The organism is Streptomyces sp. AC627_RSS907 (genome assembly GCF_019049165.1).
Map to the genome: position 1 here is coordinate 1 of NZ_JAGMUE010000090.1, position 24,134 is coordinate 24,134.

Here is a 24,134-nt window from a genome sequence, read left to right on the forward strand (position 1 = left end):
CCGCCGGCCCCGGGCCCCGCCTCGCTCGGCACGCCGTCGGTGTCGTCGCACGGGGTGGGGCGGTCATCCGTCATGTCGGAGACCGGCGATTTCCCTCTGCCGCCGCCACAGGCGGCCGTCCCCTCCCCGGCGGCGCCCGGTGCGCAGCCGTACGCACCGCCCCCGTCCGCTCCGGGCGGCCCGCCGCACCGGGCCCCACACGCGCCGCCGATCCCCACCGAGGGCATGACGCCACCCCCGTGGCAGCGCGCCGACGCCCCCACCGCCTCGTACACCGCCCGCACCCCGCAGGATCCACCGTCGGCCCAGGCGCGTCCGCAGCACCGTGGGGCACGGCGGCGGCGTCGTCCGGGTCCTCCGGCCCGGGTGGCGGTGCCGCTCCTGCTCCTCGCACTGGTCTGCTACGCCGTGGGGTTCTGGGCGCTGGCCCGGATCTGAGTCCGGACGTCGACTAGCCGGCCCCGGTCCTGCGCCGGGTCACCGCCGTCCACACGCCCAGGCCCACGAGCAGGAGACTGCCGGTGCCGATCCCGCCCACCGCGACCGCCTTCATGGCGAGGTCGTCGTCCGCGGCTCCGCCCTGCGGCGTGGTCGCCCGTTCCCGCGCCGAGACCTCGAAGACGCCCTTCGGCACGGCCTCCCCCGCGTACTGCGGGCCGGCCTCGGCCGCTCCGGTCAGCCGCACGCGCAGCGTCAGTCCGAAGGGCCCCTCGCCGAAGTCGTCGGCCACCTGGGCCGCGAGGTGCACCACGAGGTAGTAGGTGCCGGCGAACCGCATCCCGCTGACCTGTCCGTCGGTGGCGTACCGGTTGGGGTAGGCCACCGGCGGCAGGGGAGCGAGGCCGACCGTGGCCTGACGGCCGGTGTAGCCCCTGGTGGCGTCGTCGACCTCGCCGCGCACGGGGTTGTGGAGCGCCAGGCGCAGGGCGCCGGGGGTGTAGCCGGAGCCGTCGCCGGAGCCGCCGAGTTCGGCGGTCGCGTACGGCCGGCGGCCCCAGTCGACGGGGACCTCGTAGAAGAGGGTCTGTCCCGGCCGGATGTCGTCGCGCCAGGCTCCTTGTCCGACGGGGGTGGCGTCGGCGAAGCCGCTGCCGCCCCGGCGGCGTTGCGGTGCGCCGGTGAGGGCTTCGGGTGAGGCGGAGTCCCATGACTCGGGTGCGGTGGTCGCGCCGGTCTCCCGCGGGCGCGGCTCGGTGACGGCGGTGAGTTCCAGGTCCCAGGGCCGCGGCGGGGTGTCCTGGGGGCGGGCCCGCTCGACCGTGACGTAGTAGGTGCCGGGGTCCTGGCAGCGTGTCCTGCCGGGGTCGATCTCGCGCAGGGCCCAGGCGGTGACCGGCCGGGGGCTGCGGGCGGCGCCGAAGGTCGCGCTGTCCAGGGAGCAAGAGCCGCCGTCGGCGTCCTGCACGGTCACCCGGATGCCGTCGGCCGCGGTCACCTCGTCGTCGGTGCCGGGCACGGCGGTGACGGAGACGTAGGTGTCGGAGACGGCGTCGAGTTCCAGGCGGTAGTGGACGGTGCCGTTTCGCGGCAGGGAGCTGCGGTAGGTGGTGCCGGGCCGCAGCGGTACGGCGTGCGAGGTGTCGTCGGCGCCCTCGATCCGCCGGGCGTCGTCGGCGAAGGCGTAGCCACCGGGTGGGCCGGCCGCGAGGGCCGTGCCTCCGGGCAGGGCCGCGGCCGTGGCCAGTACGGCGGTCACGGCGGCCAGCCGCACGGGTGTCCCACGCGGGGGCGTGGTCCGTACGGGCGCCGGTACCGACGCGGGCGCACGGTCACGCCCCGATCCGGCACGCCACCGGGCCCTACACCACCGTCCCATCACCCGCCACCCCTCGCGCTCGCGCTCACCGGCGCTGTCGCCGGTGCCGACGCCGTCGTCGGCGCGGCGCCGGCACCCGGACCGGACCGTGGCCCATCCTGCCGCGCGCCTCGGTGTTCGCGCGCCCCCGCGCGGTATCCGGGCAACACAAAACCCCGACCGTATGACGGCCGGGGTCTGCTCAGGACCGGATGTCGGTCGTACTCACGAACCCGTGGGCACGGAGTCAGTCGCCTCCGTCCACAGATCCTGCTCGGCGCGATCCGCCTGGATCTGGCGGTACACGAGGAGCCCGCCGATGGCGGCCAGTGCGACCAGGAGAAGCTTCTTCACCGCGCGACCTCGTCTTTCCTTGACGTAGGGGACCTCTGGCGCCCGACTATACACACCGGCCGATATCGATCGGTGACCTGCGTCGGCGGCCAACTACCGGTCCTCGGAGCCCATTACAAGTGGACCGGACCGTTCCGATCGGAGGGTGATCACACCCTCACGGGCGGTGACTTTGCCCGACTCCCTCCCGTCTGCGCACCTTTTCATCCTCTTTGCGGCCAACCGGGTGGTGTTCATCTGAACAACGACGCGCCACGGGCGTCGGTCCACCACTTCGCGGCCCTCATACACATCATGAGGAAAGTACGCAAATCGCCCAACCCGAAAGTGAGGGGCCATGGCCCGGAACAAGGTCCTGAGCCTGTGGACCACGATCGTCTCCGCCTTCCTCGCGCTGTGCGCGGCGCTCGGATTCGTCACGACGACCGCCTCCGCGGCCGTACCGCAGACCGGGACTCCCGGCAACACCGAGTGCGCCACCCAGGAGGCGGCGCCCGCGACGGCCTCCTGGTCCTGGTCACGCAACGGCTCGCTGCCCCCCACGATGAAACAGCGCATCCACGCCGAGGCCCACGGCACGGCCCCCAGTTGCCGCCTGTGCCCGGTCGCCGACCCCACTGCCGCCGCGACCGCCGAACCACCGTGCGACGACACCACCGAGTCCCCGGACCAGCACACCGCCCCTCTCCAGCGCTGACCGGCCCCGGCGCCCGGCCGCCGCGCCGCGCCTGCCGCCCGACCCGACGACACGGCGATCCGCGTACCGCACCGCACGCCAGAACCGGCCCGGCCGCTCGACGGAGCAGCCGGGCCGCCGCCGTGCCGAGCCGCCCGCCCCACTCATCAAGACCTCTTGTGGAGTTGTAGGGTAGGAGAGGGTCCACCACCCCACGACGGCCCGGAAACCGGTGAGTGCACGTGCCCAAGGCGTACGAAGTGATCGCGGACGACCTCCGCCGCTCGATCCGCGAGGGTGAGCGCAAGCCCGGCGACCGGCTGCCGTCGGAAGCGGACCTCGCCCACCACTACCGGCGCAGCGTGCCGACGGTGCAGAACGCGCTCCGGCTGCTGAGCGACGAAGGCCTGATCGACAAGCAGCACGGCCGCGGCAACTTCGTCCGGCGCCCCCGCACCCCCGCGGTCCGGGACAACGCCCGGCACCAGTGGGAGAAGGACCGGGCACGCCGGCCGTACGCCACACGGGCCGAGACCGGCGCCACGGAGCACGACACCGGACTCCACGTCGATGACCTCGTCTTCCACGCGACGTACCGCGAGATCGCGGCGCCCAGGGAACTGGCCGAGGCGCTCGGCGTCCCCGAGGGCACCACGCTCCTGCGTCGCGACTACCGGACGCGGTACTCGGCCGAGACCGCCCCCTTCAACCTCGTGACCTCCTACCTGGTCCGCGACATGATCGCGTCCAACCCCGACCTGCTGGACGAGACCAAGGAGCCCTGGCCGGGCGGCACGCAGAACCAGCTCTACACCGTGGGCATCGAGCTGGACCGCGTGGAGGAACGATTCACGGCCCGCCCGCCGACACCCGAGGAGGCCGCGGCACTGGACCTGCCACCGGGCACGGCGGTGATCCTGCTGCGCAAGACCTCGTACGACGTCGACGGCCGCGTGGTGGACATCTCCCACGTCACGCTGCCCGGCGACCGCACGGAGCTGCTCTTCACCACGCGTCTGGAAAGGTGGTGAGTGCCGCCGTGAGCCGGCGCATCGTCATCGTCACGGCCGTCCACGGCCCCTCGGCCCCCTTGCTGCCGGAGGCCTACGCGTCCTTGCGCGAGCAGGAGTTGCCCGACGGCTGGGAATGGCACTGGGTGATCCAGGAGGACGGGCGGACCGACGAGGTCCGGCCGTACGTGCCCGACGACCGGCGCGTCGTCTTCCGGCAGGGCCGGCACGGACGACAGGGCGGCCCCGGTGTGGCCCGCACCCTCGCCCTGGCCCACGCGGACGGCCCGTACGTGAAGGTCCTGGACGCCGACGACAGGCTTCCGCCGGGAGCCCTCGCCCGCGACCTGGCCGCCCTCGAGGCCGACCCGACGCTCGGGTGGGCGACCTCCCGCGTCCTGGACCTCCTGCCCGACGGCTCGACGGCGGGATTCCCGGGCGACCCGGCGCACGGGCCGATCGAGCGCGGGGAGGTGCTCGCCTTCTGGAAGGCGAACGACTTCCGTGCCCAGGTCCACCCGGCGACGCTCCTGGTGCGGCGCGACCTGCTGCTGGCCCTCGGCGGCTGGATGGCCCTCCCGGCGTCCGAGGACACCGGTCTGCTGCTGGCCCTCGACGCCGTGAGCCGGGGGTGGTTCTCCGAGGAGGTGGGCCTCCTCTACCGCAAGTGGGAGGGCCAGGTGACCGGCCAGGCGGCCCATGTGGACCCCGCCGAACGAGAGGCCCGCATGGCGGTGGTGGAGGCCAGGGCGCGTGCGCTGGCGACCTCCGGGTGGCACTGGCCGGCCGAGGCCGCCGGCTCACCGGAACGCCGCTGACCCGGCCACGCCGCCCCGGGGCCGGCGTACGCGTGCTCGCGCCCGGGGAGCCCATGCCGACGGCGTGCCCGCCCGGGGAGCCCATGCCGACGGCGCGCGTGCCCGGGCCCGGCCGGGACCCGCGTCCCTCCTCGCCGTGGGGACGCCCACCTCAGGGGAGCACCTCCGCGTCCACCCGGGAGAAGATCAGGTCGCACTCCGCGGCCACGGGTCCGCGCCACCGGACCGGCACGCCGGGGTCACCGGCGAGCGCCCGTGGGTAGCTCCCGGGCGCGTAGTCGTTGGGCAGCCGGTAGACGTGGAACCCGGCGTCGCGCATCACCGTCAGCAGTTCGCCGACGGAGTCCCCGAGCCGCGCCATGCGCTCGGGCGCCACCTCCACACTGATCTCCGCGTCCGGCCGCAGGTCACGCAGCATCGGCGCCATCCCCCGGACGACGCTGCCCTCCGCGCCCTCGACGTCGATCTTGATCACCCGGGCGTTCGCGATCTCCTCCGGTTCGAGCAGCTCCGGCAGCGGCCGGGCCTCGATCTCGAAGGTGGACTCCGCCGGGCCGTCGTACGGGACGATGCTGTTCGCGCCCACGTTGCGTGAGCTGGCGAGCACGAAGGTCAGCCTCCTGTGGCCGTCGGAGACGGCGGCGTTGACGGCGCGGATGTTGCCGCGGGCGTTGAGCCGTCCGTGCCCCACCAGGCGCCGGTGGACGTCGGGCGAGGCCTCGATCGCCACGACCCGGCCCGTGTCGCCGACGAGCTGCGACGCGAGAACACTGAGGACGCCGATGTTGGCCCCGACGTCCACGAAGCCGTCTCCCGGGCGCAGCCTGCGCCGCAGCCACCCGCTCAGATGCGGCTCCCACGCCCCGAACAGGTACACATACCGCTGGATGAGGTCCTGGGTGTCCACGGCGAACAGGCCGCCGAAGCGGGACCGGACGACCCTGCGGCGCGGGTGCGCGCGCAGATGGGGATCGAGCCAGCGCTCGGCGAGCAGCACCTTGCCGAGCGTGCCGGGCCCGGTCCGCACGTAGCGGCTGCCGAGCGTCACCAGTGCCTCACGCACGGGTGTGATCATCCGGTCACCCCCGGACGGCGCCCGCGCGACGGCGGTCTCACCCCTCGTCCCTGATGGTGATCGCGGCGGAGGGGCACCCCTCGGCCGCCTCGCGCACCCGCGGTGCGTCGACTGCGTGCTCCCGCCCGGGTATCACGGCACCGAACCCGCCCACCAGGGTGAAGACGGACGGGGCCCGGTGGACGCAGTCACCGGAGCCGTAGCACTGCTCGGGGTCGACGGAGATCGTCATGTACGCACTCCCGCGGAGAGGGACGCCGGCCCGTGGGCCGGTGAACGGTTGGTAGGGACGTGAAGCGGGAGCCCCACGGCGTGGAAGCGGGAACCCCCACGACGTGCCTGCCCGCGGACCAGTGCCCTGAATCCGCCCTGCGCGCTTGCCCCTTGCCCGCGCGCTCGTAAGATCGTCCCGCATCTTCACACGGGTGACTGGGGGACGGTTTGGGGACCGGCGAGCAACTCGTGACCATCGCGGCCGTGCTGCTCGGCGCACTGACCACACACGTCACGAACTACCTGATGGAGCGGAGCAGGAACCGCAACCGGTTACTGACGCGATGGGACGACAAGAAGGTCGACGCGTACGGGGAGTACGTGGACGCCGCGAAGATGAGGATCGCGTCCTCCGTCCGGCTGTACGAGGCCAGAGAGGGTCTGCGCGAGGACCACAGACCGGAGGAGGACCTCCGCGACGACCTGGCGGAGGCCGGCCGGCGCTGGGGTTCCGCGTTCGAGCGGATCATGCTGCTCGGCGGTGACGACGCCGTCGAGGCCGGGCACGAGCTGAACGTGCTGCTCTCCGAGATCGACTGGCAGGCGACCGGCCGCATCACCGGCAGCCTGGAGGAGTGGCGCGAGCGGCACCGGGCCGCGTTCCGGGCCATCAACACGTTCCACGAGGCCGCGCGGGCCGACCTCGGCATCCGGGGCAGCGTCACCGGCGAGAAGCACCCCGCGCGCGATCTGCTGGTGCCGCCCGCCCGTCAGTCGTCGGCCGCGGGCGACTGACCGCCGCGGCCGGCGCCGCCCGCGCACGCCGTCATGGCCCGGCGCCGGTCCCTCCCCTCGTGGGGACCGGTGCCGGACCATGGCGGCGGCTCGTTGTCCGCGGTGCCGGGTTCGAGGAGGGCTGGGTCCGTGGTCGACGCGACGCGACCGCCGCCACCCGCTCGTGACACCACCGAAAGCTGACCGAGAACGTGCGGCCCCGTGGGACGAGTGGCCGAGCGCCGGGCCGCTGACCTGTCCAGGTACCGGGCGGCCGACTCGTCTCTGTGTCGTGATCCTGCCACCCAGGTCCGCCGAGGAAGAGGTTCCGGTGCCAGAACGACGGCGTAGCCGCAGGTCAGGCGTATAGAGTGAGTTTTCCGGTCCGGACGTCCAGGTGCGGGGGAAGCAAAGGAGTGGAGACCTTGAGTTTCGACTCAGGGGCACGCACGGCCTTCGCCGAACGTCTCGCGCTGCTGTACAAGGAAGCCGGCAACCCTCCCCTCAAACGGGTGTCCGAGGCGGTCGCCCGGCTGCAGCGGGTCGACGAACGGGGCCGCCCCGTACGGGTCTCCGCCCAGCGGATCAGCGACTGGCGGCGGGCGAAGAACGTACCCGCCCAGTTCCCCGCCCTCGCGGCGGTGCTCCACGTCCTGATCCCCCAGGCCCGGCGCACGCGACCGGCACCCGTCTCCCCCGGCCTGTACGACCTGGCGCAGTGGCAGCGCCTGTGGGAGCGGGCGATCGCCGACCCGACCGGTGAGCGCCCCGCGCCACCCGCCGCGGACGGACCGGGCCCGGCGGCCGGGACCCCGCCCGGCGGCGTCTGCCCCTACCGCGGGCTGGCCGCCTACCGCCGGCAGGACGCCGACTGGTTCTTCGGACGGGAACGGAGCACCGGCGCCCTCCTCGCCCAGCTGCGCGCCGCCCAGGACACGGGCGGTCTCGTCATGCTCGTGGGCGCCTCGGGGGCGGGGAAGTCGTCCCTGCTGAACGCCGGTCTGGTACCCGTACTGCGCGGCGGCGCGCTGGACGAGGGGCCCGGCGCGCCGAGGGAGATACTCCAGCTCGTACCGGGAAGCGATCCGCTCACGGAGCTGACCCGCCGCATTCCCGAACTGACCCCCGTCGCCCGTGCCGCGAGGAGCCCGGCGGCGCGGGAGGCGGCCGGCGCTGCGGACGTCACGCGGGCGGCCCGGGAGGCCGTCGGGAAGTGGGCCCGCGGCACGACGTCGTCGCCCTCCCGTCCGGTCGTCATCGTGGACCAGTTCGAGGAGGTCTTCACCCTCTGCGCCGACGAGGCGGACAGACACGCGTTCGTCCAGCTCCTCCAGGCGGCCTGCACACCCGGCGGGCCCGAAGAACCGGCGCCCGTGCTCGTGACACTCGGCGTGCGCGCGGACTTCTACGAGCAGTGCCTGCGCTATCCCGAACTGGCCGACGCGTTGCAGCACCGGCACATGGTGCTCGGGCCGCTGACCACCGCCGAGCTGCGTGAGGCGGTGACCGGCCCGGCCAGGGCCGTGGGCATGGAACTCGAACCGGGGCTGGCGGAGCTGATCGTCCGGGAGGTGAGCTCCGACGGCCCGCGCGGCGCGCACGACGCGGGTGTGCTGCCCCTCCTCTCCCACGCCCTGCTGGCCACCTGGCAGCGACGCAAGGCCGGCCGGCTGACGCTGGCCGGCTACCGGGCGGCCGGCGGCATCCAGGGCGCGGTGGCGGCGACCGCCGAACGCGCCTGGTCGGACCTCGACCCGGCGGCACGCACGGCCGCCAGGCTGCTCCTGCTCAGACTGGTCCGGCTCAGTGAGGACACCCGGGCCACCCGCAGGCGCGGCACGCGGCGCCGGCTGGCCGAGGAGTCGCGGGACCCCGGCAAGACGGAGGAGTCACTCGAAGCGCTGGTCCGCGCCCGGCTGGTGACACTCGACGCGGACACCGTGGAGATCACCCACGAGGCCCTGCTGCACGCCTGGCCGCGCCTGCGCGACTGGATCGACGAGGACCGGGGCGGCAACCTCCTGCGCCAGCGGCTGGAGGAGGACGGCAGCGCCTGGGAGGAGTCGGGCCGCGACACCTCGCTGCTCTACCGGGGGTCCCGTCTTGAGGAGGCCCACGGCTGGGCGAAGTCGGCCGACGACACCTTCCTGACCCGGAGCGCGGTGGAGTTCCTGGCCGCCGCGGTCAGGCTGCGCAGGCGCACCGTCCTGATCAGGCGTTCCGCGGTGTCCGCGCTGCTCGTCCTGGCGCTGGTGGCGGTCGGTTCGGCGGTGATCGCGTGGCAGCAGCGCAACGACGCGGTGTTCGAGCAGGTGGTCGCCGAGGCGGACCGCGTCCAGCACACGGACCCGTCCCTGTCCGCCCAGCTCGACCTGGTGGCCCACCAGCTGCGGCCGGACGACGAGGACGTGCGGAACCGGCTGGTCTCCATCGTGAACGCCCCGCTGGCCACCCCGCTCCTCGGCCACACGGGCGCCGTCTACCTCACGTCCTTCAGCCCGGACGGACGGACCCTCGCGACGGCCAGCTACGACCGCACCGTCCGGCTGTGGGACGTGTCGGACCCGGCCCGCCCCGAACAGCTCGGCAAGCCCCTCACCGGCCACACGAGCTGGGTGAGCACGGCGGTGTTCAGCCCGGACGGCCGCACGCTGGCCAGCGCCTCGGACGACGGCACGATCCGGCTGTGGGACGTGTCGGACCCCGCCCGCCCGCGCCCGCTCGGTGATCCCCTGCCCGGCCGCGGCGGCACGATCTACCTGCTCGCCTTCGGACCGGACGGACGCACCCTGGCCTCGGCCCACGACGACCGCGCCGTCCGGCTGTGGAACGTGGCCGACCCGCGGCGGCCCGCGGCGCTCAGCACGTTGACGGGAGCCACCGCCGCGGTGCGCTCGGTGGCGTTCGCCCCGGACGGACGGACGCTGGCGGCCGGCGGCGACGACGACACGATCAGACTGTGGGACCTGGCCGACCCGCGCCGTCCCGAGCCGGTCGGCACGCCGCTGACCGGCCACACCGGCCTGGTGCACTCCGTGGCCTTCAGCCCCGACGGCCGCACCCTCGCCAGCGGCGGCGCGGACGACACCGTCCGGCTCTGGGACGTCCGCGACCCGCGCCGTGCCTCGCGGATCGGCTCACCGATCACCGGCCACACCGGGCCCATCTGGTCCGTGGCCTTCAGCCCCGACGGGGACATGCTCGCCGCGAGCAGCGCGGACAGCACGGCGAGCCTCTGGAACGTCAGCGATCCGGTCTACCCGTCGCGGGTCGGCGTCCCCCTCGCCGGGAGCAGCGGGGAGATGTACGCCCTCGGCTTCAGCCCGGACGGGCGCACCCTCGCCACCGGCAGCGGCGACAGCAAGGTCCGCCTGTGGTCGATACCGACGTCGGACATGATCGGCCGCACCGGGGTGTTCAGCCCGGACGGGCGGGTACTGGCCACGGCAGCCCGCGACGGAAGGGTCCGGCTGTGGAACGTGACGAACCCCGCCCGGCCCGTGTCGCTGGGTGCCCCGTTCCGGCCGGGACGGGGCGACGTACGGTCGCTCGAGTTCTCCCCGGACGGCGACACGCTCGCGGTGCTGACGGGTAGCCGCGCGGTACAGCTGTGGGACGTCACCGACCGGGCCCGGCCCGTCGCCCACGGCCCGCCCGTGGCGCTGCGGACGCGCTACGCGGGCCCCGACGCCCTGGCGTACAGCCCGGACGGCCGCACGCTGGCCACGGCCCTCGACGACCGCACGGTCCAGCTGTGGAACACCGAAGACCCCTCCCGCCCGCGTCCGCTCGGCGAACCGCTCACCGGGCACAAGGGGTATGTCAACGCCCTGGCCTTCAGCCCGGACGGCCGCACCCTGGCCAGCGGCAGCGCGGACGACACCGTCCGGCTCTGGGACGTCACCGACCCCCGGCACGCCACTGGGCTCGGCGTACCCCGCAAGGGCCACCTCGGGGCCGTCAACGCCCTGGCCTACAGCCCGGACGGCCACACGCTGGCCAGCGGCAGCGACGACGGCACGGTACGGCTCTGGGACGTCACCCACACCGGGGAGGCCGGGCCGGCCGCCACCCTCACCGGCCACACCGATTCGGTGGTGTCGCTGACGTTCAGCCAGGACGGCGCCACCCTGGCGAGCGGTGCCAACGACAACACGGTGCGGCTCTGGGACGTCACCACTCCCGACGCGGCCACCGCCATCGGTCAGTCGATGAGCCCCAACGCCCAGACGGGCAACTTCCTGTCCTTCCGCCCCATGAGTCACATGCTCGGGGTGTCGAGCGGCACGGACACCGTCCGGCTGTGGGACCTGGACGTGGACGACGCCGTCGACCGCATCTGCTCGGCCACCCGGAACGTCCTCACCCGGGAGAAGTGGCAGGAGTACCTGCCCCGCCTCTCCTACGAGCCCCCGTGCGACCAGTGACCGCTCCCCGCCCCGGCCCACGTGATACGCGTCACAGCCCCCGGGTGCGCCGGACCGGTCGGCCTCCGTCACGCGTGCGACCTTGTTAGCCTTGGCCACAGCCCGACCGTTGGCGTATCCCCCGTCGCCAGCGGTCGGGTCTTTTCGTCCCGCTCCGGCGTGGACGCCGCGCCAACGCCAAGGGCCTGCACGCCAAGGACCCCCAGTCGAATCCGACTGGGGGTCCTCGTGCTGGTGGGGCTAACAGGATTTGAACCTGTGGCCTCATCCTTATCAGGGATGCGCTCTAACCAACTGAGCTATAGCCCCGCCGCGCTTTTCGGGGGGTGTTTCCCGTGCGCTGACTCCTGAAGATTAGCGCACGAGACGTGCAGTCCCAAAATCGGTGGGCGCAGGGCCGTCGGTGCGCTCACTCGTCCTCGGCGAGCGTCAGCTCGACGCCGCCGACGAAGCCGGCGGAGAGGTTGTAGATGAACGCGCCGAGCGTGGCCAGGGCCGTCGCGAGGACGACGTCGATGACCGCGATGATCGTCGTGAACAGCAGCACGTTGGGCAGCGACAGGAACGACTGCAGGTCGAAGCCGTTGGACTCGTTCGAGCCGGTCGCCTCGGAGATCGTGCCGCCGACCGTCGAGAAGACACCCATGGCGTCCATGACCATCCACAGCACGGCGGAGGCGACGATCGTGCAGATGCCGAGCGCGATGGAGAGCAGGAAGCTGACCTTCATCACCGACCACGGGTCGGCCTTCGACACGCGCAGGCGTGCCTTGCGCACGCGGGGCACGGTGCGCGCGCCGGTGCGCGGGCGGCGCACGGCGGCGGACGCGTTGCCACCCTGGGTCTGGTAGGCCTGCGGCGGGTGGTACGGCCCGCCGGGCTGCTGGGGCTGCCGTTCTCCCGGCAGCGGCGAGGCCGACTTCTGCGTCTGCTGGCCTCGGGTGTCCGTCACAGTTCCCCCCTGGGATCCATGCGTCTTGGACGAGCTCGCCGGGTGCGAATCGGCCGCGCCGTCGTCGATCTTGCGGAGTTGAGTCGTGTGCGAATCCCTCGCACGCGCGGCGGAGCCACGGCCGCCGCCGTCCGTTTCCGTACCCGTTGAGGTACCGGCCGATCCGGCGCCCGTGGCTCCGCTCACGATGACTCTCTCCTCGTGCTACTCGGCCGAGGGCGCCTCGCCCTCGTCCGTGCCGGTGGTCGCGGCATCGTCGGCGGTCTCGTCGACGGCCACGTCGCCGTCGACCTCCTCCGCCTCGCGTCCCGCCTCGGCGTTGCGTGCGATGCCCACAACGGCATCGCGCTTGCCCAGATTGATCAGTTGGACGCCCATGGTGTCACGGCCCGTCTCCCTGACCCCGCTGACTCGCGTACGAATCACACCGCCCGAGAGCGTGATGGCGAGGATCTCGTCGTGCTCCTCGACCACCAGCGCGCCCACGAGCGATCCACGGTCCTCGACAATCTTGGCAGCCTTGATGCCGAGGCCGCCGCGGCCCTGGACGCGGTACTCGTCGACAGAGGTCCGCTTCGCGTAACCGCCGTCAGTGGCAGTGAACACGAACGTACCGGCTCGAACAACATTCATCGAGAGCAGCTGGTCCCCTTCGCGGAAACTCATGCCCTTGACGCCCGAGGTGGCACGGCCCATCGGGCGCAGCGTGTCGTCGGAGGCGGTGAACCTGATCGACTGCGCCTTCTTGCTGATCAGCAGCAGATCGTCCTCGGCCGAGACGAGTTCGGCTCCGATCAGCTCGTCGTCGGAACCGTCCTCCTGCTCCCGCAGGTTGATGGCGATCACGCCGCCCGAGCGGGGGGAGTCGTAGTCCTTCAGCGGCGTCTTCTTCACCAGGCCCGCCTTGGTGGCCAGGACCAGGTACGGCGCCGCCTCGTAGTCGCGGATCGCGAGGATCTCGGCGATGGCCTCGTCCGGCTGGAAGGCCAGCAGGTTGGCCACGTGCTGGCCGCGCGCGTCCCGGCCCGCGTCGGGCAGCTCGTACGCCTTCGCCCGGTAGACCCGGCCCTTGTTGGTGAAGAACAGCAGCCAGTGGTGGGTGGTGGACACGAAGAAGTGGTTGACGATGTCGTCTTCCTTGAGCTTCGCGCCGCGCACGCCCTTGCCGCCGCGCTTCTGGGCGCGGTAGTCGTCGGTCTTGGTGCGCTTGATGTAGCCGCCCCGCGTGACCGTGACGACGATGTCCTCCTCGGCGATCAGGTCCTCGATGGACATGTCGCCCTCGTACGGGATCAACTTCGTCTTGCGGTCGTCGCCGTACTTCTCGACCAGCGCCGTGAGCTCCGCGCTGACGATCCCGCGCTGGCGGACCGGCGAGGCGAGGATCTCGTTGTACTCGTTGATCTTCGCCTGGAGTTCGTCGTGCTCCTGCACGATCTTCTGCCGCTCCAGAGCCGCCAGGCGGCGCAGCTGCATCTCCAGGATCGCGTTGGCCTGGATCTCGTCGATCTCCAGGAGGTCCATCAGGCCCCCGCGCGCGATCTCCACGGTGTCACTGCGCCGGATCAGCGCGATGACCTCGTCGATGGCGTCCAGGGCCTTGAGCAGGCCCCGCAGGATGTGCGCCCGCTCCTCGGCCTTGCGCAGCCGGAACTTCGTCCGCCGGACGATGACCTCGATCTGGTGGTTCACCCAGTGGCGGATGAACGCGTCCAGGGACAGGGTGCGCGGCACGCCGTCGACCAGGGCCAGCATGTTGGCGCCGAAGTTGGTCTGCAGGTCGGTGTGCTTGTAGAGGTTGTTCAGCACGACCTTGGCGACCGCGTCCCGCTTGAGCACGATGACCAGGCGCTGACCGGTACGCGACGACGTCTCGTCGCGGACGTCGGCGATGCCGCCGATCTTGCCGTCCTTCACCAGGTCGGCGATCTTCTGCGCGAGGTTGTCGGGGTTGGTCTGGTACGGCAGCTCCGTGACCACCAGGCACTGGCGGTTCTGGATCTCCTCGACCTCGACGACCGCGCGCATGGTGATCGAGCCGCGCCCGGTGCGGTAGGCCTCCTCGATGCCCCTGCGGCCCACCACCAGCGCACCGGTCGGGAAGTCGGGGCCCTTGATGCGCTCGATGAGCGCGTCGAGCAGCTCCTCGTGCGAGCACTCGTAGTTCTCCAGGTACCACTGGGCGCCGGCCGCGACCTCGCGCAGGTTGTGCGGCGGGATGTTGGTCGCCATGCCGACCGCGATACCGGCCGAACCGTTGATCAGCAGGTTCGGGAAGCGGGCCGGCAGGACGGTCGGCTCCTGGGAGCGGCCGTCGTAGTTGTCCGTGAAGTCGACGGTCTCCTCGTCGATGTCGCGGACCATCTCCATCGACAGCGGTGCCATCTTGCACTCGGTGTACCGCATGGCCGCCGCCGGGTCGTTGCCCGGCGAGCCGAAGTTGCCGTTGGAGTCGACGAGCGGCATGCGCATCGACCAGGGCTGGGCGAGGCGGACCAGGGCGTCGTAGATGGAGGAGTCGCCGTGGGGGTGGTAGTTGCCCATGACGTCGCCGACGACGCGGGCACACTTGTAGAAACCGCGCTCGGGCCGGTACCCGCCGTCGTACATCGCGTACAGCACACGGCGGTGGACGGGCTTGAGGCCGTCACGGACGTCGGGCAGCGCACGCGAGACGATGACGGACATCGCGTAGTCGAGGTACGAGCGCTGCATCTCCGTCTCGAGCCCCACGGGCTCGACACGCATGGCCAGGGCGTCGCCCTCGGGCGTCGTCACAGGGGTGTTCTCGTCGGTCATTGCTGGTGAAGGTCCTTCCTGGTGCGGTCAGCTGAGACCGACTCAGATGTCGAGGAAGCGGACGTCCTTGGCGTTGCGCTGGATGAACGCGCGCCGGGCCTCGACGTCCTCGCCCATCAGCACCGAGAACAGGTCGTCGGCCTGCGCGGCGTCGTCGAGGGTGACCTGGCCGAGCACCCGGTGCTCCTGGTCCATGGTCGTGATGCGCAGCTCCTCGGCGTTCATCTCACCGAGACCCTTGAAGCGCTGCACGGAGTCCTCACGGATGCGCTTGCCCGCGTTCCGGCCCAGCTCGATCAGCGCGTCGCGCTCGCGGTCGGAGTACGCGTACTCGAAGTCGTCGCGGCCCCACTTGATCTTGTAGAGCGGCGGACGGGACAGGTACACGTGCCCGGCCTCGACCAGCGGCCGCATGAAGCGGAACAGGAAGGTCAGCAGCAGGGTGTTGATGTGCTGACCGTCGACGTCGGCGTCCGCCATCAGAATGATCTTGTGGTAGCGGAGCTTCTCGATGTCGAAGTCCTCGTGCACCCCCGTGCCGAACGCGGAGATCATCGCCTGGATCTCCTGGTTCTGCAGGATCCGGTCGATACGCGCCTTCTCGACGTTGAGGATCTTGCCGCGGATCGGGAGGATCGCCTGGTACTGCGGATTGCGGCCGGACTTGGCCGAGCCGCCGGCGGAGTCACCCTCGACGATGAAGATCTCGCACTTGGTGGGGTCGTTCGACTGGCAGTCGGACAGCTTGCCCGGCAGCGACGCCGACTCCAGGAGTCCCTTACGACGGGTCAGGTCACGGGCCTTGCGGGCCGCCACACGCGCGGTGGCCGCCTGGATGCCCTTGCGGATGATGTCCGCCGCCTCGTTCGGGTTGCGGTCGAGCCAGTCGGTCAGGTGCTCGTAGACGACCTTCTGGACGAAGGTCTTCACCTCGGTGTTGCCCAGCTTCGTCTTGGTCTGTCCCTCGAACTGGGGCTCGCTCAGCTTCACCGAGATGATGGCGGTCAGACCCTCGCGGATGTCGTCGCCCGTGAGGTTGTCGTCCTTCTCCCGCAGCAGCTTCTTGTCGCGCGCGTACTTGTTGATCAGCGAGGTGAGCGCCGCGCGGAAGCCCTCCTCGTGCGTACCGCCCTCGTGCGTGTGGATGATGTTGGCGAACGAGTACACGCCCTCCGTGTAGCCGCCGTTCCACTGCATGGCGATCTCGAGGGACAGGCTCTTGTCCTTGTCCTCGGCCTCCAGGTCGATCACCGTGGGGTGCACCAGGTCTCCCTTGCGGGAGTTGAGGTACTTCACGAAGTCGACGATGCCGCCCTCGTAGTGGTACGAGACGGCCTTGACCTCGTGCTTCTCGTCCTCGCCCGCCTCGTCCGCGCCGGCGGTGGCCTTCGCCGACTCCCGCTCGTCGGTGAGGTTGATCTTCAGGCCCTTGTTGAGGAAGGCCATCTCCTGGAAACGCCGCGAGAGCGTCTCGAAGGAGTAGTCGGTGGTCTCGAAGATGTCACCGTCGGCCCAGAAGGTGACCGACGTACCGGTCTCCTCGGTGGCCTCGTGCCGGGCGAGCGGCGCCGTGGGGACGCCCAGCTTGTAGTCCTGCGTCCAGCGGTAGCCGTCGGTCCTGACCTCGACGGCGACCCTCGTGGAAAGGGCGTTGACGACGGAGACACCCACGCCGTGCAGACCACCCGAGACCGCGTAGCCGCCGCCACCGAACTTGCCGCCCGCGTGCAGCACGGTCAGCACGACCTCGACGGCGGGCTTGCCCTCGGAGGGGACGATACCCACCGGAATGCCACGGCCGTTGTCGACGACCCGGACACCGCCGTCCGCGAGGATCGTGACGTCGATCGTGTCCGCGTGGCCCGCCAGCGCCTCGTCGACGGAGTTGTCCACGACCTCCTGCACCAGGTGGTGCAGACCGCGTTCACCGGTCGAGCCGATGTACATACCGGGTCGCTTGCGGACCGCGTCCAGACCCTCGAGGACGGTGATGGCACTGGCGTCGTACGAAGCGGGCACCTCGCCGGACGAGGTGCCCACCGCGTCGTTCACGCCGGTGTCGGTGGACGGGTTGTTCTCGTTGGGGTTGCCGGAATCGGCCACGAAGCGCCCTTTCTGGCACAGCACGAGCCGGGCTCGTCGGCGGGTTGCCGGAGCGGCTGCGGCATGTTGCGTTGGTAAGCCTTGATCAGCGTTGCTCAGCTAGTCCCGGACGGTCCCCACGATCGGGGCGGGATTGTCTTCCATTCTACCGGTAGCACTGACACTGATGGGGGTTTGCCGGTACCTGAGTCCGCATGTGCCGCCCTGAACCAGGCTCGCCCGACTCCCGATATGCGGATGGGGGCCCCAAGAGGCTCACGACGGCACTCAGCGCTTCGGGGCGCCAACCCTTGGCTACTTGGGAGTCGGAAGCCGATTCGCAACCGTGTGCGGTTGTACGACGAAGTGGGCGTCAACGGCTCACACCACCCCTTGACACCCACACATGTGAGGTACATCACCCATCGCCGACGAGGTGGCAGATCACCCGTAGGTGTCGCCCGGACCCCGGCTGCCGGGAGCGCGCAACGGCCCGTAACGACGGCCGGGACCACCCGCACCCCCCGGCCCCTGCACCTTGATCACCCGCACCGACCCGTGCCCGAGATCCTCGTTGAGCCGCGCCACCAACGTCGGCGCCAGCAACCGCAGATTCGTCGCCCAGGCCGTCGAGTCACAGCGCACCACCAGCACCCGCTCGTCCTCGTCGTAGCGCTCCGGCACACAGTGCTTGGCCACGTCCTCACCGACGATCTGCGGCCAGCGCCCCATCACCCCGCCCACCGCGGCCGGCGTCTCCCAGCCCCGCTCCGTGATCAGCCGGTTGATCGCCGAACCGAGCGCCATGGGATCACGGCCATCGGCACGCGCACCCGAACGCAGACCACCCCGCCGCGCCTGCTTCCTCTGCTGCACCGCGTCCCCACGCGCGCGTGCCGCCTCCCGCGCCGCCCTGAGCGCCACCCGCGCGAGATCGACACCGGACGGCTCGGGCGCCTCACCGCCCCGGCCCGCCCGGCCCTGCTCGCCGGAAGGCCTCTCGGGGACGGGACCGTCCACGCTCATACGCGCTCCACCGTCCCCTCCGCCACCGCGAACCGCGCCCCCGCCAGCACGTGCGGCACGTCGTCGTCGACCGCGGCCGTCACCAGCACCTGCTCGCCGGGAGCCACCAGCTCGGCCAGCCGCTCCCGCCGCCGCGCGTCCAGCTCGGCGAAGACGTCGTCCAGGACGAGCACGGGCTCGTTGCCCTCCGCCCTGAGCAGGTCGTACGACGCCAGCCGCAACGCGAGCGCGTAGGACCACGACTCACCGTGCGAGGCGTAACCCTTGGCGGGCAGCTGACCGAGTTTGAGCAGCACGTCGTCCCGGTGCGGACCCACCAGAGTGACGCCCCGCTCGATCTCCTGCTTGCGCGCCTCGACGAGCGCGGCCATCAACTGCTCGAAGAGGTCCTCACGCGTGTGCGCCTCACCGGGCGCCGACGCCTTGTACTCCAGAGCGACCGGGCCACCGCCCGGCGCCAGCTGCTCGTACGCCTTGTCAGCCAGCGGCTGCACCGCCGCGATCAGATCCAGCCGCTGGGCGAGCAGCTCGGCACCCGCACGCGCCAGGTGCTGGTCCCACACGTCCAGCGTCGACAGGTCCATCGTGCGACCACCGTGCCGACGGGCGAGCGCGGCCGACTTCAGCAACGTGTTGCGCTGCCGGAGCACCCGGTCGTAGTCGGACCGCACCCCCGCCATGCGCGGCGAACGCGCGGTGATCAGCTCGTCCAGGAAGCGGCGCCGCTCACCGGGGTCACCCTTGACCAGCGCGAGATCCTCGGGCGCGAACAGGACGGTCCGCACGATGCCCAGCACATCACGCGGCCTGACCTGCGAGGACCTGTTGATGCGAGCACGGTTGGCACGCCCCGGGTTCAGTTCCAGCTCAACCAGCTGCTGCCGCTCCCCCTGCCTGACCTGCGCCCGGATCACCGCACGCTCGGCTCCCACGCGGACCAGGGGCGCGTCGGAGGAGACCCGGTGGCTGCCGAGGGTGGCCAGGTAACCGACCGCCTCGACGAGATTCGTCTTCCCCTGCCCGTTCGGGCCGACGAAGGCGGTGACGCCCGGGTCCAGCGGGACCTCGACCCGGGCGTACGAGCGGAAGTCGGCCAGCGACAGATGCGTGACGTGCATGGTCGTTCGCCGACCTCCCCAACCTTCGGGTGTTGCTTACTTCTTCTCGACCGCGTGGCCGCCGAACTGATTGCGCAGCGCGGCGATCATCTTCATCTGCGGCGAATCGTCCTGCCGGGACGCGAAACGCGCGAACAGCGACGCCGTGATCGCCGGCAGCGGCACCGCGTTGTCGATCGCGGCCTCCACAGTCCAGCGTCCCTCACCGGAGTCCTGTGCGTAGCCCCGCAGCTCGTCCAGGTGCTCGTCCTCGTCGAGCGCGTTGACCGCCAGGTCCAGCAGCCAGGACCGGATGACCGTGCCCTCCTGCCAGGACCGGAAGACCTCGCGGACGTTCTCGACGGAGTCGACCTTCTCCAGCAGCTCCCAGCCCTCGGCGTAGGCCTGCATCATGGCGTACTCGATGCCGTTGTGGACCATCTTCGCGAAGTGGCCCGCGCCCACCTTGCCGGCGTGCACGGCACCGAAGTCGCCCTCCGGCTTCAGGGCGTCGAAGACCGGCTGCACCCTGGCGACGTTCTCCCCGTCACCGCCGTACATCAGCGCATAGCCGTTCTCCAGGCCCCACACGCCACCGGAGACGCCGCAGTCGACGAAACCTATGCCCTTGGCACCCAGCTCCTCGGCGTGCTTCTCGTCGTCCGTCCAGCGGGAGTTCCCACCGTCCACGACGACGTCACCGGGCTCCAGCAGCTCGCCGAGCCGGTCGACGGTGGCCTGGGTGGCCTCACCGGCCGGGACCATGACCCAGACCACGCGCGGGGCGCTGAGCTTGCCCACAAGCTCTTCCAGGCTGTGGACATCGGCGAGGTCCGGATTGCGGTCGTATCCGACGACGGTGTGGCCCGCGCGGCGGATCCGCTCGCGCATGTTGCCGCCCATCTTGCCGAGGCCGACGAGACCGAGCTCCATCAGTTGCGTTCCTTAGGTGTGCGAGGTGGCGGGACGGCACCTCCGAACCCGCCGGATGCGTGCCGCGGCACTTTCGTACCCGTGCCGAGCCTAAACCCGGACGCCCATGCACAGCTGTGGGCATACGCGCTCAGACGTACGCCCTCACCTGCGTGTTTGTCCTCACCCTGTGGACAACCGACGACGGAGCCGACGGCTGGAGGGATCAGCCGCTCAGCCGCACCGGCATGATCAGGTACTTGTAGGCCTCGTCCGCCTCCGCGTCCAGCGCCGGCCTGCCACTGAGCAGCGCGGGCTTCGTGGAGGTCGTGAAGGACAGCTGGGCCACCGGCGAGTCGATCGCGCTCAGGCCGTCCAGCAGGAACGTCGGGTTGAAGGCGATCGAGATGTCGTCGCCCTCCAACTGCGCGTCCACCCTTTCCACAGCCTGTGCGTCGTCGCTGGAACCGGCCTCCAGGATCAGCACACCCTGCTCGAAGCTCAGCCGCACCGGAGTGTTCCGCTCGGCCACCAGGGCCACGCGCTTGACGGCCTCCACGAAGGGGGCGGTCTCGATCACGGCGACGCTGTTGAACTCCGTCGGGAAGAGCGTCTTGTACTTCGGGAGGTCACCCTCCAGCAGACGCGTCGTCGTCCGGCGGCCCGCGCCCTCGAAGCCGATCAGGCCCTCTCCCGCGCCGGAGCCGGACAGCGCCAGGATCACCTGGTCGCCGCTGGTCAGCGCCTTGGCCGTGTCCTGGAGCGTCTTGGCGGGCACCAGGGCGACCGCGGAGACCTCCGGGTTCTCCGGCTTCCACAGGAACTCGCGGACCGCGAAGCGGTAGCGGTCGGTGGAGGCCAGCGTCACCGAGTCGCCCTCGATCTCGATGCGCACACCGGTGAGGACGGGCAGCGTGTCGTCACGGCCCGCGGCGATGGCGACCTGCTGCACGGCCGCGGCGAAGACCTCGCCCGGGACCGTGCCCGTCGCCTCCGGCATCTGCGGCAGGGCCGGGTACTCCTCCACCGGCAGGGTGTGGAGGGTGAACCGCGAGGAGCCGCAGACCACCGTCGCCCGTACACCGTCTGTGGAAATCTCCACCGGCCTGTTGGGAAGCGCGCGGGAGATGTCGGCGAGCAGACGGCCGGAGACGAGGACCGTGCCCTCCTCCTCGACCTCGGCCTCCACCGACACCCGCGCGGACACCTCGTAGTCGAAGCTGGACAGGCTCAGCTGCCCCTCCTCGGCCTTCAGCAGCAGGCCCGCGAGGACCGGCGCCGGCGGACGGGCCGGGAGGCTGCGCGCCGCCCAGGCCACTGCCTCCGCGAGTACGTCGCGTTCCACCCGGATCTTCACCGTAAGCCGCCTCCTGCTGTTGCCGGCGCTTCTCGCCCTGCTTCGCCTTCGTCGTCTGACTCGGTGCCCTCGGCCGCTGTGACGGGCGGGGCGCCGGGGTCCAGTCTGACGCACCCCACTGACAGTAGGTGCCGCTCGGGGTCAAGTCGCGACGAGGGACGGTCGGGGCCGAGAGGGCGAGTTGTGCACAGGGCCCGCTTCGAAACGAATTCCGCACTCTCTCTAGTCGGGAGTAGTAGTAGGGCCTGTGGATACCGTGGATAACCGCGTTTGCGCAGGTCAGACCATGAATTTTGTCCACGGGGCCTGTGGGCGGAGCCGGTGGACAACCCGGGCCGTCTGTGGAGAACAGAAAGTTCTGCACACTCCGTGCACAGGGAGAGGCGACTTCTCCCCAGAGCCGTCCCCAGGTTTACCCACCTTTCCCACAGGCCAACCAGGCACCCCGGTGTGACGCCTTTCACTCGGGGCGGTGAGAGGGCACGTCGGGTTGCCGAACAGTGGACAGGCATGTGGAGAAGCTGGGGATCGCTGGGGACAACTGGCCCCAGCCTGTGGGTTGCCCGTGGACAACCGTGTGCGCAGCTTGTGGACCAACTGGTTATCCACAGCCTGTGGAGATCGTTCGTCCACGAATCCACAAGGGTCTGACCTGCCTTGATGGTTCCTCATCACTCTGGCCTGTGGACAAGATCGGGACAACTTCCCAGTCCCCAAGGTGTGGAAGGAAAAAAGTCACCGAATCTGTGGACGGTGGCCGTAACCCGGCAGGTATTCGAACAGCGGGTGACCGGGCCGGGGCGGCTGGAGAACCGGCCGGGGGGCGTCAGAACACGGAGGGGACCGTGCCGGGGGCTCGGAAGAGACCGTGCCGGGCACGGAGGAGACCGCGTTCGGAGAGGGACTGGGACGCCCGTCGGGCGCGAAGGGGCGGCTCTCCGGGGCAGGGCGGGGCCCGCACCGCAGTGCGGACCGAGACGCCGCCGGGGTGCGCAGGAGCGCCCGTCAGGGCATGCGGAGCAGGCCACACCAGAATGCGGTGGAGCCCACGTCAGGGCGCGGCGGAGCCCGCGCAGGGCATGGGGGGAGACGCCGCCGGGGACGCAGGGAGATGCCGCCGGGGACGCGGGGAGACGCCGCCAAGGGGCGGAAGGGGGTGCTCCGGGTCGCCCAGGGGACGGAAGAGGCGCCCCGGGTCACTCCGGGGCGCCTCTTCCGGTGGCTGTCGGCGGTCGTCAGCCGTTCTTGATGCGGTTGGTCAGCTCGGTCACCTGATTGTAGATGGAGCGCCGCTCGGCCATCAGGTTGCGGATCTTGCGGTCGGCGTGCATCACCGTGGTGTGGTCCCGGCCGCCGAACAGGGCGCCGATCTTGGGCAGGGAGAGGTCCGTCAGTTCGCGGCAGAGGTACATCGCGATCTGCCGGGCCGTCACGAGCTGCCGGCCGCGCGAGCTGCCGCACAGGTCCTCGACCGTGAGACCGAAGTAGTCGGCGGTCGCGCCCATGATGGCCGTCGAGGTGATCTCCGGCGTCGAGTCCTCCCCGCCGGGGATCAGGTCCTTCAGGACGACTTCCGTCAGGCCCAGGTCGACCGGCTGCCGGTTGAGGGACGCGAACGCCGTCACCCGGATCAGGGCGCCCTCCAGCTCGCGGATGTTGCGCGAGATGCGGGAGGCGATGAACTCCAGGACCTCCGGCGGGGCGTTGAGCTGCTCCTGCACGGCCTTCTTGCGCAGGATGGCGATGCGGGTCTCCAGCTCGGGGGGCTGGACGTCGGTGATCAGGCCCCACTCGAAACGGTTCCGCAGCCGGTCCTCCAGGGTGACCAGCTGCTTGGGCGGCCGGTCGGACGAGAGGACGATCTGCTTGTTGGCGTTGTGGAGGGTGTTGAAGGTGTGGAAGAACTCCTCCTGCGTCGACTCCTTGTCCGCCAGGAACTGGATGTCGTCGACGAGCAGGATGTCCATCTCGCGGTAGCGCTTGCGGAAGCTGTCGCCCTTGCCGTCGCGGATGGAGTTGATGAACTCGTTGGTGAACTCCTCCGAGCTCACGTACCGCACGCGTGTGCCGGGGTAGAGGCTGCGGGCGTAGTGCCCGATGGCGTGCAGGAGGTGCGTCTTGCCGAGTCCGGACTCCCCGTAGATGAAGAGCGGGTTGTAGGCCTTGGCGGGTGCTTCGGCGACGGCGACGGCCGCCGCGTGGGCGAAGCGGTTGGAGGCGCCGATGACGAAGGTGTCGAAGAGGTACTTCGGGTTCAGGCGTGCGGTCGGTTCGCCGGGGCCGGGGGCCGGTGCGGGCTGGGCGGCCAGGGGGCCGGGTGCGCCGGTGGCGGGCCCGGGGCCGACGGGGCCCCCGCGGTGGACGTGTCCGGACCCGGCGGGCGGCTCGGGCAGGTCACGACGGGGAGCGCGCTGGTCGTAGTCGCCGCGTGGCTGGTCGTAGTCGTTGCGGGTCTGGTCGTAGTCGCCGCGCTGGGGGTCGTACGGCGGGCGCTCCGGTGACTGCGGCCGGTAGTCCTGCGGGTACGCGTCCTGGGTGGGCGGGCCGTACGACTCCTGGGGCGGGGAGGCGTAGGGGTCGCGTTCGGGGAAGCCGAGGCGCTGCTGCTGCCAGCCGTAGTCGTCCTGCTGCGCCGGGCGGGGCCAGGAGCCGGGCTCGGGGCGCTGGTACTCCTGTGGGTAGGTGGGGCGTGCGGTGGGGAGCTGGTCGGCGCGGTGGCGGCCGTAGCCCTCGTAGTCGTCGTGGCCGCCCTGGCCCTGGCCGGGTG

17 protein-coding genes, 1 tRNA gene and 1 pseudogene are annotated in these 24,134 nt (G+C 71.2%); 6 read left to right on the forward strand and 13 right to left on the reverse strand.

What is annotated here, in order from left to right; translation table 11 throughout:
* Window positions 1-438 (forward strand): annotated as a pseudogene (locus KUM32_RS43600) (serine/threonine protein kinase); the annotation flags it as partial.
* Window positions 439-451: 13 nt separating this feature from the next.
* Here KUM32_RS43600 and KUM32_RS19800 read toward each other — a convergent pair.
* Both KUM32_RS19800 and KUM32_RS19805 read right to left on the reverse strand, forming a co-directional pair.
* Window positions 452-1,816, reverse strand: coding sequence for a hypothetical protein (locus KUM32_RS19800; protein WP_217143265.1), 1,365 nt, complete (start codon window positions 1,814-1,816; stop codon window positions 452-454).
* Window positions 1,817-2,020: 204 nt separating this feature from the next.
* Window positions 2,021-2,149, reverse strand: coding sequence for a DLW-39 family protein (locus KUM32_RS19805; protein ID WP_003999697.1), 129 nt, complete (start codon window positions 2,147-2,149; stop codon window positions 2,021-2,023).
* A 337-nt stretch (window positions 2,150-2,486) separates the two neighbouring features.
* Here KUM32_RS19805 and KUM32_RS19810 point away from each other — a divergent pair, with 337 nt between their 5' ends.
* The 3 genes from KUM32_RS19810 (at window position 2,487) to KUM32_RS19820 (ending at window position 4,653) form a co-directional block, all read left to right on the forward strand.
* Window positions 2,487-2,846, forward strand: coding sequence for a DUF6344 domain-containing protein (locus tag KUM32_RS19810; RefSeq protein WP_217143266.1), 360 nt, complete (start codon window positions 2,487-2,489; stop codon window positions 2,844-2,846).
* Between the two features lie 221 nt (window positions 2,847-3,067).
* Window positions 3,068-3,856, forward strand: coding sequence for a GntR family transcriptional regulator (locus KUM32_RS19815; protein ID WP_217143267.1), 789 nt, complete (start codon window positions 3,068-3,070; stop codon window positions 3,854-3,856).
* An 8-nt stretch (window positions 3,857-3,864) separates the two neighbouring features.
* Window positions 3,865-4,653, forward strand: a complete 789-nt coding sequence (locus KUM32_RS19820; RefSeq protein ID WP_217143268.1) for a glycosyltransferase — start codon at window positions 3,865-3,867, stop codon at window positions 4,651-4,653.
* Window positions 4,654-4,804: 151 nt separating this feature from the next.
* Here KUM32_RS19820 and KUM32_RS19825 read toward each other — a convergent pair whose 3' ends face one another.
* Both KUM32_RS19825 and KUM32_RS19830 read right to left on the reverse strand, forming a co-directional pair.
* Complete coding sequence (locus KUM32_RS19825; RefSeq protein ID WP_217143269.1) at window positions 4,805-5,728, reverse strand: FkbM family methyltransferase; 924 nt, start codon at window positions 5,726-5,728, stop codon at window positions 4,805-4,807.
* A gap of 37 nt (window positions 5,729-5,765) precedes the next feature.
* A complete protein-coding gene (locus tag KUM32_RS19830) occupies window positions 5,766-5,960 on the reverse strand; it encodes a ferredoxin (protein ID WP_217143270.1) in 195 nt (64 codons plus the stop codon).
* A gap of 230 nt (window positions 5,961-6,190) precedes the next feature.
* Between KUM32_RS19830 and KUM32_RS19835 the strand changes: the two genes are divergently transcribed.
* Entirely contained in the window at window positions 6,191-6,736 is a 546-nt protein-coding gene (locus KUM32_RS19835; protein WP_217143271.1) for a hypothetical protein, read from the forward strand.
* A gap of 395 nt (window positions 6,737-7,131) precedes the next feature.
* A complete protein-coding gene (locus tag KUM32_RS19840; protein WP_217143272.1) occupies window positions 7,132-11,142 on the forward strand; it encodes an AAA family ATPase in 4,011 nt (1,336 codons plus the stop codon).
* 232 nt (window positions 11,143-11,374) lie between these two features.
* Here KUM32_RS19840 and KUM32_RS19845 read toward each other — a convergent pair.
* The 9 genes from KUM32_RS19845 to dnaA all read right to left on the reverse strand — a co-directional run.
* Window positions 11,375-11,451, reverse strand: a tRNA-Ile gene (locus tag KUM32_RS19845).
* A 100-nt stretch (window positions 11,452-11,551) separates the two neighbouring features.
* Complete coding sequence (locus KUM32_RS19850) at window positions 11,552-12,280, reverse strand: DUF3566 domain-containing protein (protein WP_217143273.1); 729 nt, start codon at window positions 12,278-12,280, stop codon at window positions 11,552-11,554.
* Between the two features lie 18 nt (window positions 12,281-12,298).
* Window positions 12,299-14,893: a DNA gyrase subunit A gene (gene gyrA, locus KUM32_RS19855; protein ID WP_217143274.1), complete on the reverse strand. Its 2,595-nt coding sequence runs from the start codon at window positions 14,891-14,893 to the stop codon at window positions 12,299-12,301.
* Between the two features lie 42 nt (window positions 14,894-14,935).
* Window positions 14,936-16,996, reverse strand: coding sequence for a DNA topoisomerase (ATP-hydrolyzing) subunit B (gene gyrB, locus KUM32_RS19860; RefSeq protein ID WP_217143275.1), 2,061 nt, complete (start codon window positions 16,994-16,996; stop codon window positions 14,936-14,938).
* 423 nt (window positions 16,997-17,419) lie between these two features.
* Window positions 17,420-18,001, reverse strand: a complete 582-nt coding sequence (locus tag KUM32_RS19865) for a DUF721 domain-containing protein (protein ID WP_217143276.1) — start codon at window positions 17,999-18,001, stop codon at window positions 17,420-17,422.
* Window positions 17,998-19,119 (reverse strand): DNA replication/repair protein RecF, encoded by a 1,122-nt coding sequence (recF, locus tag KUM32_RS19870; protein ID WP_217143277.1) that lies wholly within the window; start codon window positions 19,117-19,119, stop codon window positions 17,998-18,000. Before recF ends, KUM32_RS19865 begins: the two co-directional genes overlap by 4 nt.
* 36 nt (window positions 19,120-19,155) lie before the next feature.
* On the reverse strand, window positions 19,156-20,031 hold the full coding sequence (gene gnd / locus KUM32_RS19875; RefSeq protein ID WP_217143278.1) for a phosphogluconate dehydrogenase (NAD(+)-dependent, decarboxylating): 876 nt from the start codon (window positions 20,029-20,031) through the stop codon (window positions 19,156-19,158).
* A 205-nt stretch (window positions 20,032-20,236) separates the two neighbouring features.
* Window positions 20,237-21,367, reverse strand: coding sequence for a DNA polymerase III subunit beta (dnaN, locus tag KUM32_RS19880; RefSeq protein ID WP_217143279.1), 1,131 nt, complete (start codon window positions 21,365-21,367; stop codon window positions 20,237-20,239).
* A 1,235-nt stretch (window positions 21,368-22,602) separates the two neighbouring features.
* Window positions 22,603-24,134, reverse strand: a 1,532-nt coding sequence (dnaA, locus tag KUM32_RS19885; protein WP_217143280.1) for a chromosomal replication initiator protein DnaA, incomplete at its 5' end; no start/stop codon positions are given.